Source organism: Nocardia terpenica (assembly GCF_013186535.1).
GTDB lineage: Bacteria > Actinomycetota > Actinomycetes > Mycobacteriales > Mycobacteriaceae > Nocardia > Nocardia terpenica.
In genome coordinates this window covers 2,388,569-2,407,452 of record NZ_JABMCZ010000003.1, presented here as the reverse complement: position 1 = coordinate 2,407,452, position 18,884 = coordinate 2,388,569, and the positions used below count along the sequence as shown (strand labels likewise).

Here is an 18,884-nt window from a genome sequence, read left to right as displayed (position 1 = left end):
CGAACGCCAATGAAACCGCCCTGCATACGGCGCTGGCCGCCCATCCCGGGTCGACGGCTAGTTACTTGGCCTACATTGCCGAAATGAGTGTGTCGACTGCCCGGTCCATCTTGTCCCGCTGGGCCGCCGACGGTACCGCGGTACGCACCGACGACCCCGACGCACCCCGCACCGGATACCGATGGGCCCTGGCCCCCGGCACCGCCGCCGACACGGCCCCCGGCCCCGCGTCCGCCGCCCCGGCACCCGAACCGGCGACCCCGGACACCGCCGCCACCCCGCCCGCCAGCGGCGGCCGGGAACCGGCCGGGGCCGACCCGCAGGCCACCGATGCGGCCCCCGCGTCCGGGCCCGCACCGGCGCAGCGAACCAAGCCGGAGAAATTGCCCTCGGGCGGGTTGCGGGGAATGGTCGAGGATTTCCTGCGCGACAATCCCGGGCAGGACTTCAGCCCGACCGCGCTCAAGCATCGGCTCGACGACATCCACCAACGCGACCTGTCCAGCGGCGCGATCAACAATGCCCTCGAAAAGCTGACCACCCTCGGTATCGCACGCCGCACCAGCGACGCCCCGAAGAAATGGGCCCTGGCCGACGGGGCCTGAATTCCCGGCGCGATACGCCGATCCCGCACACGACATGCAGGGGCCCGGATTTCGTTGGGCCCCTGCATGTTCCCCTCTCCATCAACCGAAACGTTCCACCCTTGCCCCGACACCGTGGAGGCGACTGATGAGTACCGATACCCCCTATCCCGACGACGAGATCCTGTCCCGGTTCCGGCACGTGTTCTCCGGAGACGTTTCCGAATCCGTCGCCCGGTGGCTGAGCCGGGCCGAGGTCGATGCGTTGGCTGGTCTGCTGCGCCACCTCGGCGACCTCGACGCCGCCCAGCACTGGATCACCGACCACGCCGAATTCGACGAATGCGGCGACCGCCACCACAACGGCTGCACCACATGCGCCGACACCCGCACCGGCAAATCCGGCGAGCCAGCCCCGGCGCAGGGGCCACACTCGCCCGGCACGACTGTATGACACGGTGACCGCGACACTCGACGAAACCTACGCACGCCTCGACCGTCCCGGCCGGTTCGGAGCGATCCGGCAATACCAATTCACGATCATGCCCAGCGACGAATGCAGCCACGACCACAGCTCGGTGTGCGCCACCTGTGCCCGGGAGTGGACCGACTACGAGTTCGGCGACGATTTCCCGTTCGAGCGAGGCCCCCGAATCACGGTCCGCGACCTCATCGAGGCCGGACAGATCCAGGTCGGCACCGTGCTCACCAACGACTCACACAGCGAGGCCAGCGCGGTAGTGACCGGCGACGGCGGCCTCATGCTCACCGACGGCCGGATCTATTCCAACCCCTCCGCCGCCGCCCACGCCGTCCGACGCATGTCCAGCGGCCCCGGCGGCCCCGACACCTGCCCCGACTGACACCGGCCGACCCCGACCACCCATCGACACGGCAACGGGCGCGTGCGGGGCACCGGCGTCAACAGGTGCGGCACACCCGGGCGGTTCGGATGCCCGGCGCGTACCCACCAACAACCCGCGGGCAACAGTCGCCCCCGTCGACGCGTACACGCCGCCCGATTCCATCCAGGCCACCCAGCACATACGGCTCACCCGGCACTACGGCCCGGGGCGATCCGCGCGGTAGCGGATTGCCCCGGGCCGTGGGGAACGGGGTGCCTATCCGGTGGGCGCGGTTCGTTCCTTGGGGGTGGCGTGTTGTGCCGATAGTTCTCGTCCGGCTTGGTTGCTGGAGTACCGCACGTCGTAATCTATTTCCCAGCTTCCGACGCATTCCCGGCACACTGTAATGCCGTGGTTGCATCGGTCCGGGTCCATCAACAGCAACCGGCCGATCCGCCCGGTTGAATTGCATTGCACGGACACGTAATCGGCACCGCTGAGCTTGGCCGATTGTTTGACCGCGCCTCGATCATCATGGGTCGCGTTGTCGCGCATCACGTGCTCGATGCTTTCGCGCATATAGGTGATCCCCACGGCCGTGCACTGGCCTCGATGTCGACGCGCCCCGGGTCGGCCGAGGCCGACCGCCGGATACTGACCTGCCACTGATCCGCCGAGGCGACGAACGGGTCACCGGCCTGATAGCCCTCGGCGACCTTCGTCGCAACAAATCCGGTCAATGCCTCGAGGTTACTGCTGCGCAACGCATGAAATACAACGGTATCCACAATTTGATGTTTCACGATGCCACCCGCTCCTGTTCCATGAATGAAAAGCGCCCGGAATGATCCCCATCCGGGATACCGCACGCCGATTGATGGTCGGGGAACACGGCCCGCACCGCCGCCTACATTCCCCGTCATCAATGATTGACGCTCGATACGGCATGAATGTCAACCGGGCCCCATTCGCCGCCGGTTCGAATGGGGCACACAGCCGAAACGACGGCCGGAATTCGCCGCGTCAACAACCGATCCGGTAGCTCGCCTCAACCCCGAGGCATCCGAAGCCAGAACGGTTTACAAAACACCAGCGCGCACCATAAGGCGCGCCACACATTCCAACGGCAAAGGGCCCACCGCGGTGGGCCCTTCCTGTTGTCGCCGACGGCGGGGAACGGACGGGCCCTGCCCAGGTGGCCGAGGTCGCGCTCGCGGGGGTCACTGAGGCAACTGGGCGAGCAATTCGCCTGCGGTGTTGTTGGTCCACACGATCGCGGCGAAACCGGTGGAGGCGGCGCGCATGAGACGCACGGTGTCCGTGGCGTACTCGCCGATGTCGTCAGGGTGGACGACGAGGATGCGCGGCGCGGCGACGGAACCGACGGGCGCGCCGGTCACGTGCGCCGCGATGAACATTCCCTCGTCATCGTGGTCGGCGGGGGCGTAGATGATGAATTGATCGCCGGTGACGGTGTTTTTCACCTCGTAGATCGGGACGAGCGCGGCTGACGCTACCGCGCCGCCCTTGCTCGACGATTCTGCCATCTTCTCTTCCCTTGTTCCGAATGTGTTTGGTGCCCAAAGGTTCCCGGTGGTCGTGTCACGCTCGAGTGGTCTGGTTCGGCGGTCCGGTGGGTGCCCGTGCCGGGATACGGGCACCGGTGCGGGGCCCTGTCTGGCCGGTCAGCGGTCCGGCGCTGCTTGCGTCGGGTCCGGGTCGGGTTCCGAGCCGCCGACGTCGGTGTGGCTGTTGGTTTCGCGGGCGCGGTCCACACGTTCAGCAGGGGCGGGGGGTGCCAGTATCCGGTCGGCGTAGCGGGTCAGGCTGTCGATGATCTTCTGCCAGCTGGTCATCTTGTGGAATGGGTCGCGACCGTAGGGGCTGGCAATGTGCGGCCATTCGGGGGCGGCTTCCTGCCACGCGTAGCCGTCGAAGGTGTAGGTGGCCGGTGGGATGGTCCACAGCCCGTTCCATTGCCGCCGGTCCGGGTCGTACGCCTCGACCAGGAAGTACGACTGGTGCCGGGTGTTGTCGATATGCAGGCGGTAGCGCAGCGGGACGCCGTGGCGTTCGGCGAAAACGATCACGTCGTTGCGTTGGGCGCACCCGCCGGTGATGTGGGCGAGAGTCAGTTGCGGCCCTGGGGCCGGGGTGGTGGGGTCGGTGTTCACGGTATGTGCCTCGCTTTCTGTGCGGGTTCGAATTCGGTTGATTCAGTGGACGATTCGCCAATCCCCGGGCCGGGTGCCTGTCCGTGAGGGCCTGCACCCGGCGCGGCCGGTTACAGCTGCGCGGGCCGATCGGAGCAACCCGCCCGTGCCCCGGCGGGGGCGTCGGCCCGCGTGGGCCGGACGTAGCGGCGGGCGTCGGCGATGGCGGCGTGAGCGCGGGTGTTGGCGTGCACAAGGGGCAGGAACCGTCCGCCGATCTCGAGGGGACGGCATTTGCCGATGTAGGCGCGCCGGGACCGGCTGTCGCTGTTGGTTGGGGCGGGCAGGATCACCTCGTACCGGATCGAGTCCAGCTCCACCGCGATCCGGGCCGCCCCGTCCGCCCGCTCTGTCCAGTCCTGGGCCGGGGCTACCGACGCCAACGCGAACACCCGTGCCGCTGTCACTGCCGTCGCTGCCATGTCCACGTCGGTGAACCGGAACGGCCAGGCGACGTCCATCGGTTCGTCGGTGAGCGGGTCGTGCACGTGATCAGCCCAGCTCTCGCACGCGCGGCAGGTGCGGCGGCGGCCCCCGGCAGCGGCCAGCGCACCCCGGTCTTCGAGCGTGTTGTCGGCCAGCAATGCGCAGAACAGATCGCGGGCGTAAGCGGCCTCGTCACGGGCGGCCCACAACTCGGCCACACTCACCTGGTCCAGGTCAGCGGTATCGAGGTCGTAGTCGTGCTCGTCGTGGTTGTCGCGCATCATGACAGGTCCTCGTTTCCTGTGGGCCCGGTGCCCGGCGTGGTCGGGGTGCGGTGGTACGCCTCGGCGATGGCCCAGGCGCGGGCGTCGAGCCACACGTTCAACGCGGGCGTACATTCGCGCCGCCCGCTGCGGGTACGGTCCACGATGAACGCCGCACACACCGGTTCATCGGCCAGGAAAACGGTGAAAGTCGTGTCGGCGTAGGTGATTTCGGTCCATGCCCCGCCGGGGCACGGGGTCCAGGCGGTCGCGGTGGCGGCGCGGTCGAACACGATGAGCGCGTCGCGGATGTCGCGGGCCCGCATGTGCCCGGACTGACCGCCGACCGTCGCCCAGTCGTGCGCCCCGTCGTCGCGGGCGGGGTGGGCGTGGTCGGCCCACCACCCGCACCGCCCGCAGGTGCGACGGTCGGCCGGGTCCATGCCGGACCGCACCAGCGCATCCTCACAGGCCAGGGCCGTGTCGATATCGTCGGCGGCGCAGGCCCGATCCAGGTCCGCGTGCAATGTGTCGCGCGTGTGCTGGCGTTCGCGGGCCGCGATCACATCACGCGGGCGCAGATACCGCGGGCCGGTCGGTCCGATAGACGGGTAGTAGGGTGTCATCTCGATTTCTCCGATCCTGTTGCGGTAGAGGATGTTTCGCGATCCCCTGGCCTTGGTTCGGGCAGCGGGGGCGATCTCGATGCCGGGGCGGGGGCGGGCGTCGGTGCGGACAGCGCCCCGGCGTTCGGGGTCAGGCGGCGTGGGCGGCCTCCGGCACGCGCCGCGGGGGCCCGGCGGGTGCGCCCGTCCCGGCCTTCTCCGGGGCGGCCGGGGTGCTCAATGTCGGTGCCGGTGCGGTCCTCGGGTGACCGGTGCCCGCGGGCGTGGCCGGGGCACGCTTGGCCCTGGGGGCGGGCTTGCCGGGGCGGGTGGTAGCGGCCGGGGCGAGCTCGGCGGCGGCCTTCTTGGTGGTCTTGCGGGTGCTGGCAGGCGTGGCCGGGGCGCGCGTGGCGGCCGGGGCCGGGGTGGTGCTGGTGTGTGGCGCGTCGCCCGACACCGGCCGCGCAGTGGCGACGGGTTCCGGTGTGGGGGCAGGGGTGCCGCCCGCCATGGGGCTGGGGGTGGCTGGTTCGGGCGTGGGGGCAGCCGACGCCGATGTGCGGGTTGCGCGGCGGGGGGCGGGCTTGGCCGGGGTTCGCGTGGCGGCCGGGCGGGCGGGGGCGGCCGGTGGGGTGGCGGGTTCGGCGGTGGCGGCGGCTAGGGCGGCGGCCTTGGCGGCGGCGACCGCGCGGGCGGTGGTGCGGCCCAGGGCGGCGCTGGCGCGGCGGCCCCATGCGGCGGCGTGCTGGCGGCCCAGCGCGGCAGCGCAGCGGCCGAACGCGGCGGCGTGATAGCCGAGGGCGGCGGCGTCGGGCAGCGGGCCCGGTGCGGCGGCGGACGGGGTAGCCGCCGCGGCGGCGGGGCGGGCCCGCCGGGGCGCGGCGGCGGCCGGTGCCCCGGCGGCGGCCGTGGCGGTGGCGGCGTTGGCGCGGTAGCGGCGGGGCCGTTGCTGGGTTTGATCGGCGTCCCCGGCAGCGGCCAGCGATGCCAGCGCGTTGCCGATCGCACCGGCCGAATGCCCGATGATGGCGTGAACCTGGCGGGGCCCGTATTCGGTGCCGGGGTTCTCGGCCAGCGCACGCGCCACCATGGCGCGCAATTCACCATTGGCCAAACGGGTACCGGCTGCGGTTGTGGGGGCGCGGTCAGTCATTTCGGAACTCCTATCGGAAAACGGGTCGCGTGGCATTCCGGTGAACGGTTGCATGCGCGGCGCGTGATGTCTGGCAATTCGGGTGGTCCTGCAATGTTTCACCCCGGGATATGTCGAAGCTATCTCTGCACCACCCACGGATTCAACCCCATTCCCGAAAAACTTTCGCCGTCGCCCTACCGGCACCCGAACCGCGGCACCGACCTCGCATCAGCCTCGCGCCAGAATTCGACACGGCAAGCCACGGCAACCCCCTCCGACACATACAGGAACGGGCTCGCCCCGGCATTACACGCCTTCAATACATGCACTCGAACGATTCCAGAAAGCAAAACACCCACCGGAACCGTTCCCGAACCGCCACACAGCACACCCCCCAGCCCGACGACCACGCCACCACCACCGCCCGCGATGTCGTATCCCTGTTGTATTCCATACAGCCTGGACACGGGAACCGATCCGAATGCCTTCTCTACCTGCATGTATACGACTGCGGGGGTGGGCCGATCTCAACCGGCCCCCGTATCGGCCCCCGTATTCGCCCCCCTATTCACCCCCGTATCGGCGGACAGTGCATCCGAGGCTTTCTCTCGGTTGCCCAGGGTGGTCGACCCTGGACGCGCACCGCTCCAGCCCCTCGCGGTGAGACACAATCTGCGCGACCCTCCGGCATAAACGAAGCCCAATACCCACAGGTCCTCAATGACAGACTCTCAACGCTGGACGAATATCATCGACTTCTCCACTTTCGGCCGACGCCAATCCTTTCTCCGTTCGGCGTCCGGCAGCGATTCTTTCATTCCGCCCGGCTACCGCCGCACTCACCATGACCGATACCTTTCCCGTTCGCCGCACTATTTCGGTAAACGGTGGGAAGGTTCCCCGATGTGCCTTTCGGATATCCTTCTCTGGGTCATGAGGGCCAGGGTCGGTGTTTCTCTCGTGGGTTTTTGGCGTGCCCGTCGACGTTGGGTCTATTATCGGGTGGTTGGTCCCGTAATCTCCGGGCGATATCGAGGGTTTTCTGGGTGGGGATGTCGCCGATGGTTTGCAGGCGGCGGTTCAGCAGGGCCAGGGTGCGGTTGAGCGCGGCGGGCTCGCCGAGGCGGGCGTGCAGGCGCAGGATGTCTTGGTAGATGGGTTCGTTGCAGGGGTCGGCGACGAGCGCGGTTTCCAGCAGTGCCAGGGTTTGGCGGGGGTCGGAGTCGACCAGCATCTGGGCTAGGTTGCCCAGGGCGTTGAGGCGGTCTCGGCGCGCGTTCTCCCGTATCGGTGCGATCCAGTCACTGGTGAAATCTTCGTCGAGGACTCCGCTGGCCGCGGCGAGGATCGCGCGGCACGCATGCTTCCGGTCGTCGTCGCTGGTGGCGGTGCGCAGGGCAGTGACAGCCGCGCTGAAGTCGCGGTAATCGACGCGAATCCGGCGGGGGTCGAGTCGGTAACGGACCTTGTCCCCGTCGAGGATGTCGGTGATCACGCCACCGGTCGCTGCGGCGACCGAGGCTCGCAGCCGCGACAGCACCGTGTTGAGGGCGTTCGCGGGGCGGCGAAGGTTCTGCCCGGCCCACAGGGCCTCGACCAGGGTGTCGCGAGTGACACCGTCGGGGTGTACGGCCAGCACGGTCAGCAGTTCGCGCTGGCGGGGCCGCAGCTGGCGGGTGATCTCGATCGGATCGGTGTCCGGGCTCGCGTTCCACAGCACGCGGAGCCGACCGAATACCTCGACAGCCAGCGGCACCACCACAGCCGAGGACGGTGCGGGGACCGCCGTTGGTTCGACCGAACCGCGCACGGGGGCGTCGCTGCCGGTCGTGCAGCCCCGCACGACCGCCGAGCCGTGGGCCGCAGCCGGTTGGATCGGTGGTTCTGCTGCCGGTCCGGGTGGGGAGTCGATGGCGGCGGTGGGGGCCGAGACGGCAGTGTCGAGTCGGTAAACGCCGGGCACACGGCGACGCGGGGCACCCGCCCGGGTACGCCACCAGCGGGTCAGCCGTTGCCGGTCACACCGGGGGCGGGCGCTGCCGATCAGCTGAGCGGCCACGGTGTCGGCCAGACCACGCGCGGCGATGTACAGGGAGCCGCTGCGGGCTGTGGTGCAGTCTCCGGTCACGATGGCCTGCGCGGCGGCCGGGTCCAGCGGCCAGACCGCAGCGACCGGAACTCCGAGCGCGGCGGCGATCTCACCGGTGCGTCCCTCACCGATGAGCAGTAACGCTTTCGGCGGGCCATCGACGGCGAGGCGGGCCAGCCGGGCTCGTGTCGCAGAGTCCACCCGATCGGCGCGGACCACCACGACCAACAGATCGGCACCGGCCATCAGCGGCAATGCCGCCGAGTCCGGATCGGCCAGGCCGCAATCTGCGATCAGCACCGCATCTGCGGCCAACACAGACCCGTCCGGCCCGGGAGCCGACACCGGAGCAGTCAAGACCGCCCGGACCTCGCTCGGTGCCCGGGGCGCGGCGATCACCGGCACACCGGACGGCAACAGACGAGCATGCTCGGCCAGCCGGACCGGAAGGTGCGGCGAGCGGGCAGCACGAGCCAGACTCCCCAGCCCGGCACCAGGATCCCCCGACAACAGACCACCGAGGCGGCCACCGGCCGGGTCGGCCTCCACGACGACAGCGGTACCGGGCCCTGGCCAGGCTACCGCCAATGCGGCAGCAGTGGTGGTCACCCCGGTTCCGGTGTGCAGTGCAGCAAGTGCGATCAACATATCGGACACCCCAAATCGGATGAAAAATATTGTTGTGTACTGATTTCCGCTGAGGCACCCGCGCGGTGCCGCAACGTCCCATGGTGGTAGTCGACGATCGAGGTGATCATCGCGCATTTGTCGATACCGACGGTGGTGATGTGCTGCGACCACAACACAAGGAGTTCGCTAGACGGCGGTGATGGCGGTGATCATCGTGTGCCCGTCACTGTCGCTGGTCGCGATCCGCTGCCGCCACACGTTCTGCGGCTCGGCCGGGCGATCCTCGCGGATCTGGACGTCGTAGAGGTCCGGCCGCAGCCGCTGGATGCGCGCGCAGAAGGTCGTCGCGGCTGGGATCGAGTCGATCCCAGCCTGAATATCCATCGGAGAAGCCACTGCCGCCTCGGCCGCCACCAACCGCCGCGCCAAGCCGCCGTCACGCGCCTGGTAGTAGGCGGCCTCGAACAGCACGATCGCCTGCCCACCTGAGCGTGCCCGTACCGGACGCGGCCCCACCAACGCCACCGCCGCCCGAGTACCCGGTCCACAATCGGGCGCAGTACCGACCACGATCGGCGACTCGCTATCGTCCGGTGACAAGGACGCCGGGGACGCGGCAGGTGGAGCCGAGCCGGGTGACCCAATGTCCGTGGCGGCCCACACACCGACGGTCAGGACAACCGCCGACACGGCCGCGGCGACGACGAACCGTGTGTGAGCCGATCGCGGACGGCAAGCGCGACCCGGCAGAGGATGCCGCCACCGCCGCTGCTGTGGACGCGGCAACGATGTAGTCGCGGTGAGCAGCCACTGCGCCAAACCCAGTGCACCACTACCGATGTGCGGAGCATCCAGGTCGACCAGCTCGTCGTCCTCGCCCTCGAGGGGTGTCGTGTCCGTGGTCATGGCAGCGGTGCCTGCACGATCTGAGCCACCACCGATCGGGCGGTATCGGCCAGCGGAGGCAGGACCTGGGCGGTCCAACTGGTCACAGAGTCCGGTAGCGGACCGACCGCGTCGGCCGGATCCGGCAGGATCGCCGCCACTGGAGCCGGTTCCTCCGTAGCGGGCGCATCGGCCCCCTCCTCGGTACCCAGCAGCCGATCGACCGACGGACTGCCCAGGCCCGCCGCATCCATCACGGCCGCCGCTGTGGTCGTGACGAAGGCGTTCCACGCTCGCTCCTGCGTCGCAGTATCGGGGGACATCCATTGCGGCCGAGGCACACTCACCGCAGCAACCTGAACGCTATCCGGAGGCGGTGATGCCGCGTCCGCTGGGCTGTCGACGCTATCTACTTCGGTATCGCTGCCTTCGGCAAACGCGGTGGTCTCGGTGCTCGCCGCAGGTGAACTCGCCGACGCCAGACCCGTAGAGGACGGCGAGGTGAGAACCGGCTCGGTGGCCGCCGGAGTCACTGGTGGATGAGCACGATCACCAGCGTCGTCACTGCCGATCGCCGCAGGCGATGGTGTAGCGGGCGCAGCCAATTTCGCGGGAGGTGCGGTCACTCCTGCCTGCCCCGCGACCGGGGTCGGTGTCGGGGCGATACCAGGCTGCCCGGCCGGAACCGCATGGGCGGCCGGGAACACGAACGCGACCGCCGCCAACGGTGCCATCGCAGCTGTCAACCACCGCCGCCGAGACCGGACCGCAAACGGCAACCGACGGCGCGGAGACGACGGCTGCGGCGGCACCGGAGCGACGGGCACAAGCCCTGCTAGCGCGGGGCCGCGCAACGATGTCCAAACCACCCTGGCCACCAGCGCGGGCACATGCACCGCGTACACGGTCAGCCCGAGCGACTGCAGGAAGTCGTACACCACATCGACCCGCCCGATGACCGACCCCGCGACCCGGCACGGCGCGACCGCAACCACCACCGCCCCGCTCACACCCTCCGGCAACGACACCACAGGATCGACATCCAGTCGTGTCACCCGCTCACATCCGAGTACCTGGCGCGACCGCAGCCACACCGCCCAGATCCCCACCGAATGCGCGTGCTCCCCGGCCTGGCAAGCAGCCGCAGCCAATGCTCGCCCGACAATCCGATCACCATGCTTGTTCACCGATATCGATGACATTGATCTACCTCCTGAGTACTCGTTGTTCGATACAGCTGTGCGAGGGCGAGATTCCGGCGGACGATGGTTGCGTTGGATCACCACCGCCCGGTTCGGTCAGCGGCGCGATCCCTCCGTCGGGCCTCCCAGGACGGGATGGCGTGGGTTCCATTGACCAGGGCGAGATCACCATGGGAGACAACCCATGTTTGGTCACGAATTCGGGTGATGAACCGGGATCAATCCCACCGCTGGGAAACCCGTTCTCCTCCGCAGTTCCTTCTGCGCGGCAACGATATTCGACGTAGCAGACGTCGGCGCTCCCGCGCTTGTTCCCGATCGGGCGTCTTGTCACTGTCAGCCAGTCGATCCGGCGGATCGGCAGAGTGCGGGCGATTGCCCGGTGAGTCGGTGCCGCATCGCGTACGAGGCTCGGATGTTCGCGGGTTATGCAACACTGGCGGCCGTGGGCCTCCTCTCGGATCCGATCGGACGACAGGTCATGCGCCGGTTCACCCAGCAACTCGGCTCGCCGTCGGGAGTGGCAGGGCATCTGGTTGGCCGACTGCTCAACCGGGCTAACAGCGGCCCGATCACCGGATCGCTGGACGCTCTCGAAGTGCAGCGGGGCGAGACCGTGGCCGATATCGGATTCGGCGGCGGCCTGGGCGTGGCGCTGCTGCTGACCCGGGTCGGCGAGACCGGTGTGGTGTACGGCATCGACCCGGCCCGCACCGCCATTACCGGTGCGCGCCGCCGATTCCGCCGCGAGATTGCGCAGGACAGGCTGCGCCTCGAACAGGCCCACATGGCGCGAATCCCCTTGCCGGACAACCATTTGGACGCGCTCGCGACCGTGAACACGCTCTACTACATCCCCGACGACCAGCTGGCGGGCTCGCTCGCCGAACTCGCCCGCATCCTGCGTCCCGGGGGCCGGGTGGCGATCGGGATCGGCGATACCGACTATCTGCGCACCGTGCCATGGCAGGACGGCATGATCCTGCGACCACTGAACGAGGTCACCAACGGCATCACCGCCGCAGGATTGACGATCACCGATCACCGCCGCGTCGGCAGCAGCGGAAAGGCGTTCCACGTGTACGTCGCCACCACGTAGCGTCCGGATCTGCACGCCGAGGCGGCGATCGACGGCTGCGGCGAACCGGTTCTGTGCCGTATCGGCCACCAGCCGCGTGGCGGCGCACTGCCGCAGGACATGCCTGGCCCGTGCTGATGGAACTCGGAAATCGGCGCATGCGCTCATCGGATGCCCTCCTGGTTGCTCCCACGGGAGGTGCACGCGTGCCGCACGGCGTGATCGCCGGGCACAGCTGCACCGAAGCGCGGGAAGCACGACCAGGAGGGGCGCACTCCAAAACCTCTGTCGGAGAGGTACGCAAGCGGCCTTTTCCGCTGGGACGAGTCACCAGGAGAGTGATCCGCCAAAGTGCGGCAGGGTCCGCCGCCGCCCATTATTAACCCACACGATGTGTGATGTCCAGCACATTCTGTGCAATGCGCGCATAACTGGTCGACTTGCCTGGCTGAACAGGGTGGGCGGGTTACTGTCGATTCATGACGGACGCGGGGAGGCAACCGGCAGCAGTACGGCGGCAGCCGTGGCTGGGGTACGGGTTACTCGGCGTCGGGGCGGCTGCCGTGGCGGTCGCGATTCTGTTGCCGACGTATGTGATGCCGCGGCTGACCCGTATCCCGATCAGTGTGCGCGCTGAGGCCGTCTCCCTGGCCGACAATGCCTCGGTGCTGGACACCAAGGCGGTACTCGCCGGGTGGATGCGGACTGAAACGGGTGTGCCGGTGAAGGTTCAGACTCTGGTGAAGTCCGCGTCACCATCCGATCGGGACCGGGTCACTCTGGTGGAGTCGACCAGGGTGCTGCGCACCGACCGCCAGGGCAGCACTGCACTGGTGACCGCGCGCGCCGAGGCAATGACCGTGTCTCGCACCAGCTCCGAGCCGGTCGACCCGCCCGCACAGATCGCGCTCGACTACGGCAAACCCGCCGATACGGTGCCCCACAAAGGATTTGAGCTCCACTTCCCATTCGGCACGCAGCGGCACAGCTATCTGTATTTCGACACCACCGCCCGGCGAGACATCCCGCTCGACTACATCGATGACGACCGGGTCGAAAGCGGGCTGCGGTTGTACCACTTTCGTCAGCGGATCGGCCCGCTGAACCTGCACGCCGACCAGCCCGACATGGCGGCCACCATGCCAGCCTCGGCGTGGGGCCTGCCCGGCGACGCTCCGACCACATTCGATCTGTACTACAGCAACACCCGCGACATCTGGGTCGAGCCCGACTCCGGAGTCATCGTGGAACAGCGCGAGCATCTGCGCCGGTTCCTGGCACGCCAGGTCGACGACCCACTGGCGGTCACCAGCTTGGAACTATCGACCCATTTCGACGATCAATCGCTGGCTGACTCGATCAACACCGCCAAACAGGCCCGCACACTGATCCGATGGGGACACCTGTACGGGCCCGTCCTGCTCGCCGTGGTGGGTGCGCTTGCGGTATTGGCTGGCTCAGGGCTGCTGCTCCGCCGCGCCAAGGTCGGCCGCGACCACTGACACATCCCCGGGATACACGATGATGATGCCGAGGTTCGGGAACGCGGCTGCGTCGAGGAGGTCGGCGTGGAACACGACTTGCAGCCATCCCCCGCCACCGCGGCGGGTCATTCCTACATCGGTGACCGGGCCCTTCTTGATGGCCTCGAGCCAGCCAGGGATTTTGGCCAGCGTGTCGGGATGGATAGCGGGAGTCTGTCCGGTGCTGACGCCGTGGCCGATAGTCGGGATGTAGGGCGTCAGCCATTTGACGATCACCGGGGCATTGAGATGGGTGATGTCCCCGACAGCGGCGTAGGCGTCCTGCAGATGCAGAAGTTTGTCGCTCAGCATCATCTCGACCTGATCGATATGCACGTCCATCGAGTCGGTCACAGCGGTGACATCCCAACAGACCCCGCGCACACGCGGACCCGCGTCGGTCTCCACACACCGCTGCGCCCAACGGATTTGCCGCAGATCTCCGCCACTGGTCCGCACAGGGAACCGGCCCGAACTGATGTCGCCGACCTGCACTGTGCGAAGGTGCTGCCAGATGTGGATCACGTCGCGCAGCCGTGCCAGGGGACGGAAGAAGTCGACTGGGCCGAAGACGATACGATCCCGGAAATCCTGCGCGGTTTTGGTCAAGTCGAGAAACCGCTCGTCCAACCACAATCGTGGCGGCAGGTTCTCCAGCCCGATTTCCCACTCCCACGCCGCCGTTTCGGCCGCCCGCTTCTCCGCTTGCCCGGCGGTCCCGGCCAAGGTCACGGCGAACACGACATTTCCCTGGGCTGACTCCGGGCCCAGAACGGGGGCCGCCGCGATGGTAGGGCCCACCACCGTCGACGCCGGGGCATCCACCTGTCGCTGCACGGTCTTCCCCTGGCGCCTGACCTCGGTCACGAGGTGTTCGACCAGGTGCAGGGCCGCGCCACGCAGCGAGTTCGAGGGTCGCCGGAAATTCCACTCCTGCCCGCCTTCCGACAGGATCGTGGGCTGCGAGTTCATGGTCTCGATCAGCAAGTTGATGGCAGGTTCGGCCATAATTTCCCCTCCGTCCTCGTACCGGATCTCTCCTATCTGTGCTTTTTGCCAGCAGTCAGTTGATGCTGCTCTTGATGCCGGGTGATCGTGGCCAAATCTCAGTTTCGGTCGGATTACGAAAGAGCATCATCGTCCGCTTCACTATCCAAGAGTTCCGTATCGGATGGCCATCAGCGCAGATACGAGTGCGCGGGTCCGGGGGCCACTCGCGTGTTTTGCCATTATTCCCTGACTCGGCCTCTATCGTCGGAGGTCGTGGACGTCACCATCCGACCGCTCCATCGCGTCGAGATACCGGCTGCGGCGACCACCGTCGCTGTTGCGTTCGAGAACGATCCGGTGGTGTGCCATTTGTGGCCCAACGTTCGGCAGAGGAGATGGGCGCTGCCGCGTTACTTCCGGACAGCGATCATGCACCACCACATCCACGGAGGCGGTGTGGAGATCGCCATGACAGATGGCGGTGAGGGCATCGTAGGGGTGGCGTTGTGGGATCCGCCCGGTCGGTGGGACACCAGCACAACCGAATTCCTGTTCTCTGCTTCCCAGCTAACCGCAGCGTTTGCGCATCGGCTTCCCGCTGCGCTGCGCACTCGCCGACTGTTCGACCGTTGGCATCCCCGCGAACCGCACTGGTATCTGTGCAACCTCGCCGTGCTTCCGCGGTATCAGCGTCAGGGTATCGGCGGCGCGCTCCTGCGCTCGGGGTGCAGCCGCTGCGATAGGGATCAACAGGCCGCCTACCTGGTGTGCACCCGTGACGAGAATATCGGGCTGTACGAGGCAGCCGGATTCGCCACCGTGACCCCTTTCGATGTGGATGGCACACCCCTGTGGCCGATGTGGCGTGATCCGCACGCCATCGGCCGATGACCCGCCGCCAGCTTCCGTTCTTCGCGGCCACCGCTCTCGCGATGGCCTTCGTATCTGGAACCCCTTGTGTCGCAGGCGAACCCGTCGGCTGCACGCAGATCGACGTGCCGGTGACGATCGAGGCGGGCGGTGGGCCGGTCGCGGGCACGCTGTGCATGCCACCCGGAGCTACCCGGATACAGGTGCTGCTGCCGGGACTCACCTACGACCGTACGTACTGGGATTTCTCGTCCCCGGACGATTCCTACTCCTACGTGCGGCACGAAACGCGACGCGGCGAGGGCACGCTGGCACTGGACCGGCTCGGTACCGGCCGCTCCTGGCATCCACCCAGCGCCGCCCTCACGTATACGGCCCAAGCCAGTGCGATCCGGCAAGTCATCGCCGCAGTCCACGCAGGCCGAGTTACCGGGAGCAGTCTCGACAGCGTCATCCTGGTCGGCCACAGTTACGGCGCTTACATAGCGTTCGGGGCTGTCGGGTCCGGGGCGGTCGTCGATGCAGTGATCGCCACCGGCGCAACCCATTCCCCGCTCGACTACGCCGCTCTCGCCGCGTCCCCTGTCCTCACGATGCCCGCAACACTCGACCCGCGGCTCGCCGGCCACCTCGGCGCCGCCGACCTCGGATACATGACCACCTGGCCGGGCGCACGAGCGATGTTCTATGCCAACGCCGACCCCGACATCGTCGCGGCCGACGAAGCGCGCAAAGACACCGCCGGATACCTCGAAGCCTCCACAGCCTCTCCAGAACTGATCGAAAGGGCGTCCCGCGCCATCGACCTCCCCGTTCTCACCATGGTCGGCAGCGCCGACTTCACCTCCTGCACCGGCGACGACTGTGCCTCCGACATGACATTGACCGCAGCCGAACAACCACACTTCGGAACACACGCCCACCTGCACGCCACCGTGATCCCCGGAGCCGGGCACAACCTCACCCTGGAACGATCCCACCGTGCAATATGGTCGGCGATCGATGACTTTCTCGGCACGATCGCCGATCATGGATTCCGATGAGGACAGCACATCGTTCGCGACGCTCCCTCCCACACCCGCGAGGCCGAGTGCCACTGCTCGGTGATGTGCTGACTCTCGACCTGGCCCGCCCGACCCAGCAGGCCGCACGTGACGCGCGCCGCCTCGGCGGCATCTTCGAACGCCGCATCTTCGGTCAACCCGTCATCATCGTCTCCAGCACCGACCTGATCGAACAGGTCAACGACGACCGGTCTTGGGCCAAACACGTCGGAGCCATCCTCACGCCATTGCGAGAGATCGCCGGACGCGGCCTATTCACCGCATTCAACGACGAACCCGAATGGGAAGCCGCGCACCGGGTCCTCATGCAAGGGTTCACTAGGGAGGCGATGCGCGGCTATCACGACACTATGCTCACCGTCGTCGACGAACTCATGGACCGCTGGCGCACCCGCACCGGTGAATGGATCGACATCACTGCAGACGCCCAGCAGATGGCCTTGGAAATCATCGCACGCGCCGGATTCGGCCAGAGTTTCGGCGGATTCGCCGACGACCGCCACTTCGGCATCGCACTCCAGCGTGGGCTGGGGTATCTGAATCGGACCGTCAATCTGCCGACTCTCGCGAGATCTACCGTGCTGCGCCGACGAACAGCACAGCACCACCGAGATCTCGCTCTGCTGCACCGTGTTGTCGACGACAGGATCTCCGCCCGGTGCACGGCACCGCAACCACGTAACGACCTGCTCGGCCTGATGCTCGCCGCACCGGACCAGCTCGACGACACCGCTATCCATGCCCAATGCCTCACCATGCTGGTCGCCGGGCACGAAACCACCGCTGCTGCGCTATCTTTCGCGCTGTACGAGCTGGCACGTCACCCCACCATCGCCGACAAGGCCCGCGCCGAAATCGACGAGATACTACCAGGTATGGAAGCGATCGGTTACGAGGATGTCGCGCGCCTGCGCTACCTGCGCCGAATCCTCGACGAGACACTGCGACTGTGGCCGGTCGCCCCCGGCTACTTCCGCGAGGCCACCCGCCCCGTAACCCTCGCGGAATACGAATTCTCCCCCGGAGACTGGGTTTTCGTGCTGACACTGGCAGCCCACCGCGACCCGAACGGCTGGGGCGACGACGCTGAGCAGTTCGACCCGGACAGGTGGGCACCGGACCGACTACGCCAACTCGGCTCGCACATCTACAAGCCGTGGGGGACCGGCCCCCGAGCCTGCATTGGCCGCCAGTTCGCCCTACACGAACTCACCGTAGCTCTAGCGCGAACCCTTCAATCCTTCGACCTGACAGCAGACCCCAGCTACGCCCTCGACGTCACCGAGCAGATCACAATCAAACCCAACCGTTTACGCCTACACCTGGCACCACGAACTTGACGGCACCACAACGCCGGGGCGGCCACGCTTACGACGCGCTGTCTTCACTACCAGGAACGGCAAGACCGGACCGTGCCGCTGCGCGGGAACGGTGACCTCAGCGGGTGTTGACCCCGGCGGGATCACGCCAGTTCAACGGGGGTTGTCGACATGCTCGAGCAGTGCGCGTGTCCCAGCGGTTGCTGGCTGACGGCCCGGGTTTGTCATCAATCCCGCCATTTAATGACTGACGTCAGCCAACGACGCTAACGGACGCCAACGCTAGTGTTCGATATCACATACCAAATCCGGTGCGGCATCGACATATCCGCAGTTCAGGGCCCTAACGGCCACAACGACATTCAACACCGGTAGGTCTTGACAACGGCACCAATCGCAAGCTAGTTCGACGTGAGTACATGGAGTTACCCATGTACTTACGAAATCAGTTGTCTCGTAAGGTTCTTTCAGGATCGCCTCACTCCGGAGGCAGCAGGTCCGGGCGACGCGCGCGGGTGCGGGCCAGCGACTGCTCCCGCCGCCAAGCGTCGACCCTGGCGTGGTTGCCGGACAGCAGGATCTCGGGGACGTCCAGGCCGCGCCAGGTTACCGGGCGGGTGTAGCTGGGGCCCTCGAGCAGGCCGTCGGAGAACGAGTCCTGTTCGTGGGACTGTTGGTTGCCGAGGACGCCGGGGAGCAGGCGGACTACCGCTTCGGTCATGACCAGGACCGCGGCCTCGCCGCCGATGAGGACGTAGTCGCCGATGCTGACCTCCTCGACGCGCACGCGGCGGGCGGCGTCGTCGAAGACTCGCTGATCGATGCCCTCGTAGCGGCCGCAGGCGAATACCAGGTGGTGTTCGGCGGCCCAGCGGTGCGCGGTGGCCTGGGTGAACGGCACGCCCGCGGGCGTGGGGACGATCAGCAGCGCGTCGTCGGGGCAGACCGCGTCGAGGGCGTCGCCCCACACCGTCGGTTTCATGACCATGCCGGGCCCGCCCCCGTACGGCGAATCGTCCACGGACTTGTGCACGTCGTGCGTCCAGTCCCGCAGATCGTGCACCCCGACCTCGATGAGCCCCTTATCGATGGCCTTGCCCAGCAACGCCGTTCGCAGCGGCTCCAGATATTCGGGGAAGATCGTGACGACGTCGATACGCATA

20 protein-coding genes are annotated in these 18,884 nt (G+C 67.5%); 8 read left to right on the top strand and 12 right to left on the bottom strand.

The features are described from left to right. Nucleotides 1-83: 83 nt before the first annotated feature. From HPY32_RS32745 to HPY32_RS45080, 3 genes are all read left to right on the top strand, one after another. Entirely contained in the window at nt 84-605 is a 522-nt protein-coding gene (locus tag HPY32_RS32745; RefSeq protein ID WP_171983149.1) for a hypothetical protein, read from the top strand. A 127-nt stretch (nt 606-732) separates the two neighbouring features. Further along, complete coding sequence (locus HPY32_RS32740) at nt 733-1,038, top strand: hypothetical protein (protein ID WP_067578675.1); 306 nt, start codon at nt 733-735, stop codon at nt 1,036-1,038. A gap of 4 nt (nt 1,039-1,042) precedes the next feature. Further along, nucleotides 1,043-1,447, top strand: coding sequence for a restriction system modified-DNA reader domain-containing protein (locus tag HPY32_RS45080; RefSeq protein ID WP_067578674.1), 405 nt, complete (start codon nt 1,043-1,045; stop codon nt 1,445-1,447). Between the two features lie 258 nt (nt 1,448-1,705). Here the strand turns inward: HPY32_RS45080 and HPY32_RS32730 are convergent, their stop codons facing one another. From HPY32_RS32730 to HPY32_RS32685, 10 genes are all read right to left on the bottom strand, one after another. Continuing rightward, the gene (locus HPY32_RS32730; protein ID WP_156673899.1) at nt 1,706-2,008 is read right to left on the bottom strand and encodes a hypothetical protein; all 303 of its coding nucleotides are present in this window, start codon (nt 2,006-2,008) and stop codon (nt 1,706-1,708) included. Beyond that, nucleotides 1,984-2,298 carry a hypothetical protein gene (locus HPY32_RS32725; protein WP_171983148.1) on the bottom strand — a complete coding sequence of 105 codons (315 nt, stop codon included), beginning with the start codon at nt 2,296-2,298 and terminating at the stop codon, nt 1,984-1,986. The genes HPY32_RS32730 and HPY32_RS32725 overlap by 25 nt, the downstream gene beginning before the upstream one ends. Nucleotides 2,299-2,649: 351 nt before the next feature. After that, a complete protein-coding gene (locus HPY32_RS32720; RefSeq protein ID WP_067578672.1) occupies nt 2,650-2,976 on the bottom strand; it encodes a hypothetical protein in 327 nt (108 codons plus the stop codon). Nucleotides 2,977-3,114: 138 nt separating this feature from the next. Beyond that, entirely contained in the window at nt 3,115-3,603 is a 489-nt protein-coding gene (locus tag HPY32_RS32715; RefSeq protein WP_067578671.1) for a hypothetical protein, read from the bottom strand. 110 nt (nt 3,604-3,713) lie between these two features. Next, nucleotides 3,714-4,352: a hypothetical protein gene (locus tag HPY32_RS32710; protein WP_156673897.1), complete on the bottom strand. Its 639-nt coding sequence runs from the start codon at nt 4,350-4,352 to the stop codon at nt 3,714-3,716. Continuing rightward, nucleotides 4,349-4,957 (bottom strand): hypothetical protein, encoded by a 609-nt coding sequence (locus tag HPY32_RS32705; RefSeq protein ID WP_067578666.1) that lies wholly within the window; start codon nt 4,955-4,957, stop codon nt 4,349-4,351. Before HPY32_RS32705 ends, HPY32_RS32710 begins: the two co-directional genes overlap by 4 nt. Before the next feature lie 130 nt (nt 4,958-5,087). Further along, nucleotides 5,088-6,089 carry a hypothetical protein gene (locus HPY32_RS32700; protein ID WP_171983147.1) on the bottom strand — a complete coding sequence of 334 codons (1,002 nt, stop codon included), beginning with the start codon at nt 6,087-6,089 and terminating at the stop codon, nt 5,088-5,090. Nucleotides 6,090-7,002: 913 nt separating this feature from the next. Further along, a complete protein-coding gene (locus tag HPY32_RS32695; protein ID WP_171983146.1) occupies nt 7,003-8,808 on the bottom strand; it encodes an AfsR/SARP family transcriptional regulator in 1,806 nt (601 codons plus the stop codon). 168 nt (nt 8,809-8,976) lie between these two features. Beyond that, the gene (locus HPY32_RS46965; protein WP_507236517.1) at nt 8,977-9,696 is read right to left on the bottom strand and encodes a DUF8176 domain-containing protein; all 720 of its coding nucleotides are present in this window, start codon (nt 9,694-9,696) and stop codon (nt 8,977-8,979) included. Beyond that, the gene (locus HPY32_RS32685; RefSeq protein ID WP_156673895.1) at nt 9,693-10,022 is read right to left on the bottom strand and encodes a hypothetical protein; all 330 of its coding nucleotides are present in this window, start codon (nt 10,020-10,022) and stop codon (nt 9,693-9,695) included. Before HPY32_RS32685 ends, HPY32_RS46965 begins: the two co-directional genes overlap by 4 nt. 1,300 nt (nt 10,023-11,322) lie before the next feature. Here HPY32_RS32685 and HPY32_RS32680 point away from each other — a divergent pair. Next, nucleotides 11,323-11,976: a class I SAM-dependent methyltransferase gene (locus HPY32_RS32680; protein ID WP_216676405.1), complete on the top strand. Its 654-nt coding sequence runs from the start codon at nt 11,323-11,325 to the stop codon at nt 11,974-11,976. A 458-nt stretch (nt 11,977-12,434) separates the two neighbouring features. After that, nucleotides 12,435-13,457, top strand: a complete 1,023-nt coding sequence (gene pgfA, locus HPY32_RS32675; RefSeq protein WP_067578656.1) for a cell envelope lipid trafficking protein PgfA — start codon at nt 12,435-12,437, stop codon at nt 13,455-13,457. Here pgfA and HPY32_RS32670 read toward each other — a convergent pair. Beyond that, complete coding sequence (locus HPY32_RS32670; protein WP_067578654.1) at nt 13,413-14,486, bottom strand: GAF domain-containing protein; 1,074 nt, start codon at nt 14,484-14,486, stop codon at nt 13,413-13,415. The two genes, pgfA and HPY32_RS32670, sit on opposite strands and share 45 nt — an antisense overlap. Before the next feature lie 450 nt (nt 14,487-14,936). Between HPY32_RS32670 and HPY32_RS32665 the strand changes: the two genes are divergently transcribed. From HPY32_RS32665 to HPY32_RS32655, 3 genes are read left to right on the top strand one after another with little or no spacing between them, the layout of a single operon-like run. Continuing rightward, nucleotides 14,937-15,359 carry a GNAT family N-acetyltransferase gene (locus tag HPY32_RS32665; protein ID WP_171983145.1) on the top strand — a complete coding sequence of 141 codons (423 nt, stop codon included), beginning with the start codon at nt 14,937-14,939 and terminating at the stop codon, nt 15,357-15,359. Beyond that, the gene (locus HPY32_RS32660; protein ID WP_067578651.1) at nt 15,356-16,381 is read left to right on the top strand and encodes an alpha/beta hydrolase; all 1,026 of its coding nucleotides are present in this window, start codon (nt 15,356-15,358) and stop codon (nt 16,379-16,381) included. The genes HPY32_RS32665 and HPY32_RS32660 overlap by 4 nt, the downstream gene beginning before the upstream one ends. Further along, nucleotides 16,378-17,742, top strand: coding sequence for a cytochrome P450 (locus tag HPY32_RS32655; protein WP_067578649.1), 1,365 nt, complete (start codon nt 16,378-16,380; stop codon nt 17,740-17,742). The genes HPY32_RS32660 and HPY32_RS32655 overlap by 4 nt, the downstream gene beginning before the upstream one ends. A gap of 457 nt (nt 17,743-18,199) precedes the next feature. Here HPY32_RS32655 and trmD read toward each other — a convergent pair whose 3' ends face one another. After that, complete coding sequence (trmD, locus tag HPY32_RS32650; RefSeq protein ID WP_067578647.1) at nt 18,200-18,883, bottom strand: tRNA (guanosine(37)-N1)-methyltransferase TrmD; 684 nt, start codon at nt 18,881-18,883, stop codon at nt 18,200-18,202. Nucleotide 18,884: the final 1 nt, after the last annotated feature.

Coding starts and splice junctions, on each gene's coding strand:
- HPY32_RS32655 (WP_067578649.1), top strand. CDS start 16,378: ATGAGGACAGCACATCGTTCGCGACGCTCCCTCCCACACCCGCGAGGC.
- HPY32_RS32660 (WP_067578651.1), top strand. CDS start 15,356: ATGACCCGCCGCCAGCTTCCGTTCTTCGCGGCCACCGCTCTCGCGATG.
- HPY32_RS32740 (WP_067578675.1), top strand. CDS start 733: ATGAGTACCGATACCCCCTATCCCGACGACGAGATCCTGTCCCGGTTC.
- HPY32_RS32700 (WP_171983147.1), bottom strand. CDS start 6,089: ATGACTGACCGCGCCCCCACAACCGCAGCCGGTACCCGTTTGGCCAAT.
- HPY32_RS32695 (WP_171983146.1), bottom strand. CDS start 8,808: ATGTTGATCGCACTTGCTGCACTGCACACCGGAACCGGGGTGACCACC.
- HPY32_RS32705 (WP_067578666.1), bottom strand. CDS start 4,957: ATGACACCCTACTACCCGTCTATCGGACCGACCGGCCCGCGGTATCTG.
- pgfA (WP_067578656.1), top strand. CDS start 12,435: ATGACGGACGCGGGGAGGCAACCGGCAGCAGTACGGCGGCAGCCGTGG.
- HPY32_RS46965 (WP_507236517.1), bottom strand. CDS start 9,696: ATGACCACGGACACGACACCCCTCGAGGGCGAGGACGACGAGCTGGTC.
- HPY32_RS32720 (WP_067578672.1), bottom strand. CDS start 2,976: ATGGCAGAATCGTCGAGCAAGGGCGGCGCGGTAGCGTCAGCCGCGCTC.
- HPY32_RS32665 (WP_171983145.1), top strand. CDS start 14,937: ATGACAGATGGCGGTGAGGGCATCGTAGGGGTGGCGTTGTGGGATCCG.
- trmD (WP_067578647.1), bottom strand. CDS start 18,883: ATGCGTATCGACGTCGTCACGATCTTCCCCGAATATCTGGAGCCGCTG.
- HPY32_RS32710 (WP_156673897.1), bottom strand. CDS start 4,352: ATGATGCGCGACAACCACGACGAGCACGACTACGACCTCGATACCGCT.
- HPY32_RS32670 (WP_067578654.1), bottom strand. CDS start 14,486: ATGGCCGAACCTGCCATCAACTTGCTGATCGAGACCATGAACTCGCAG.
- HPY32_RS32730 (WP_156673899.1), bottom strand. CDS start 2,008: ATGCGCGAAAGCATCGAGCACGTGATGCGCGACAACGCGACCCATGAT.
- HPY32_RS32745 (WP_171983149.1), top strand. CDS start 84: ATGAGTGTGTCGACTGCCCGGTCCATCTTGTCCCGCTGGGCCGCCGAC.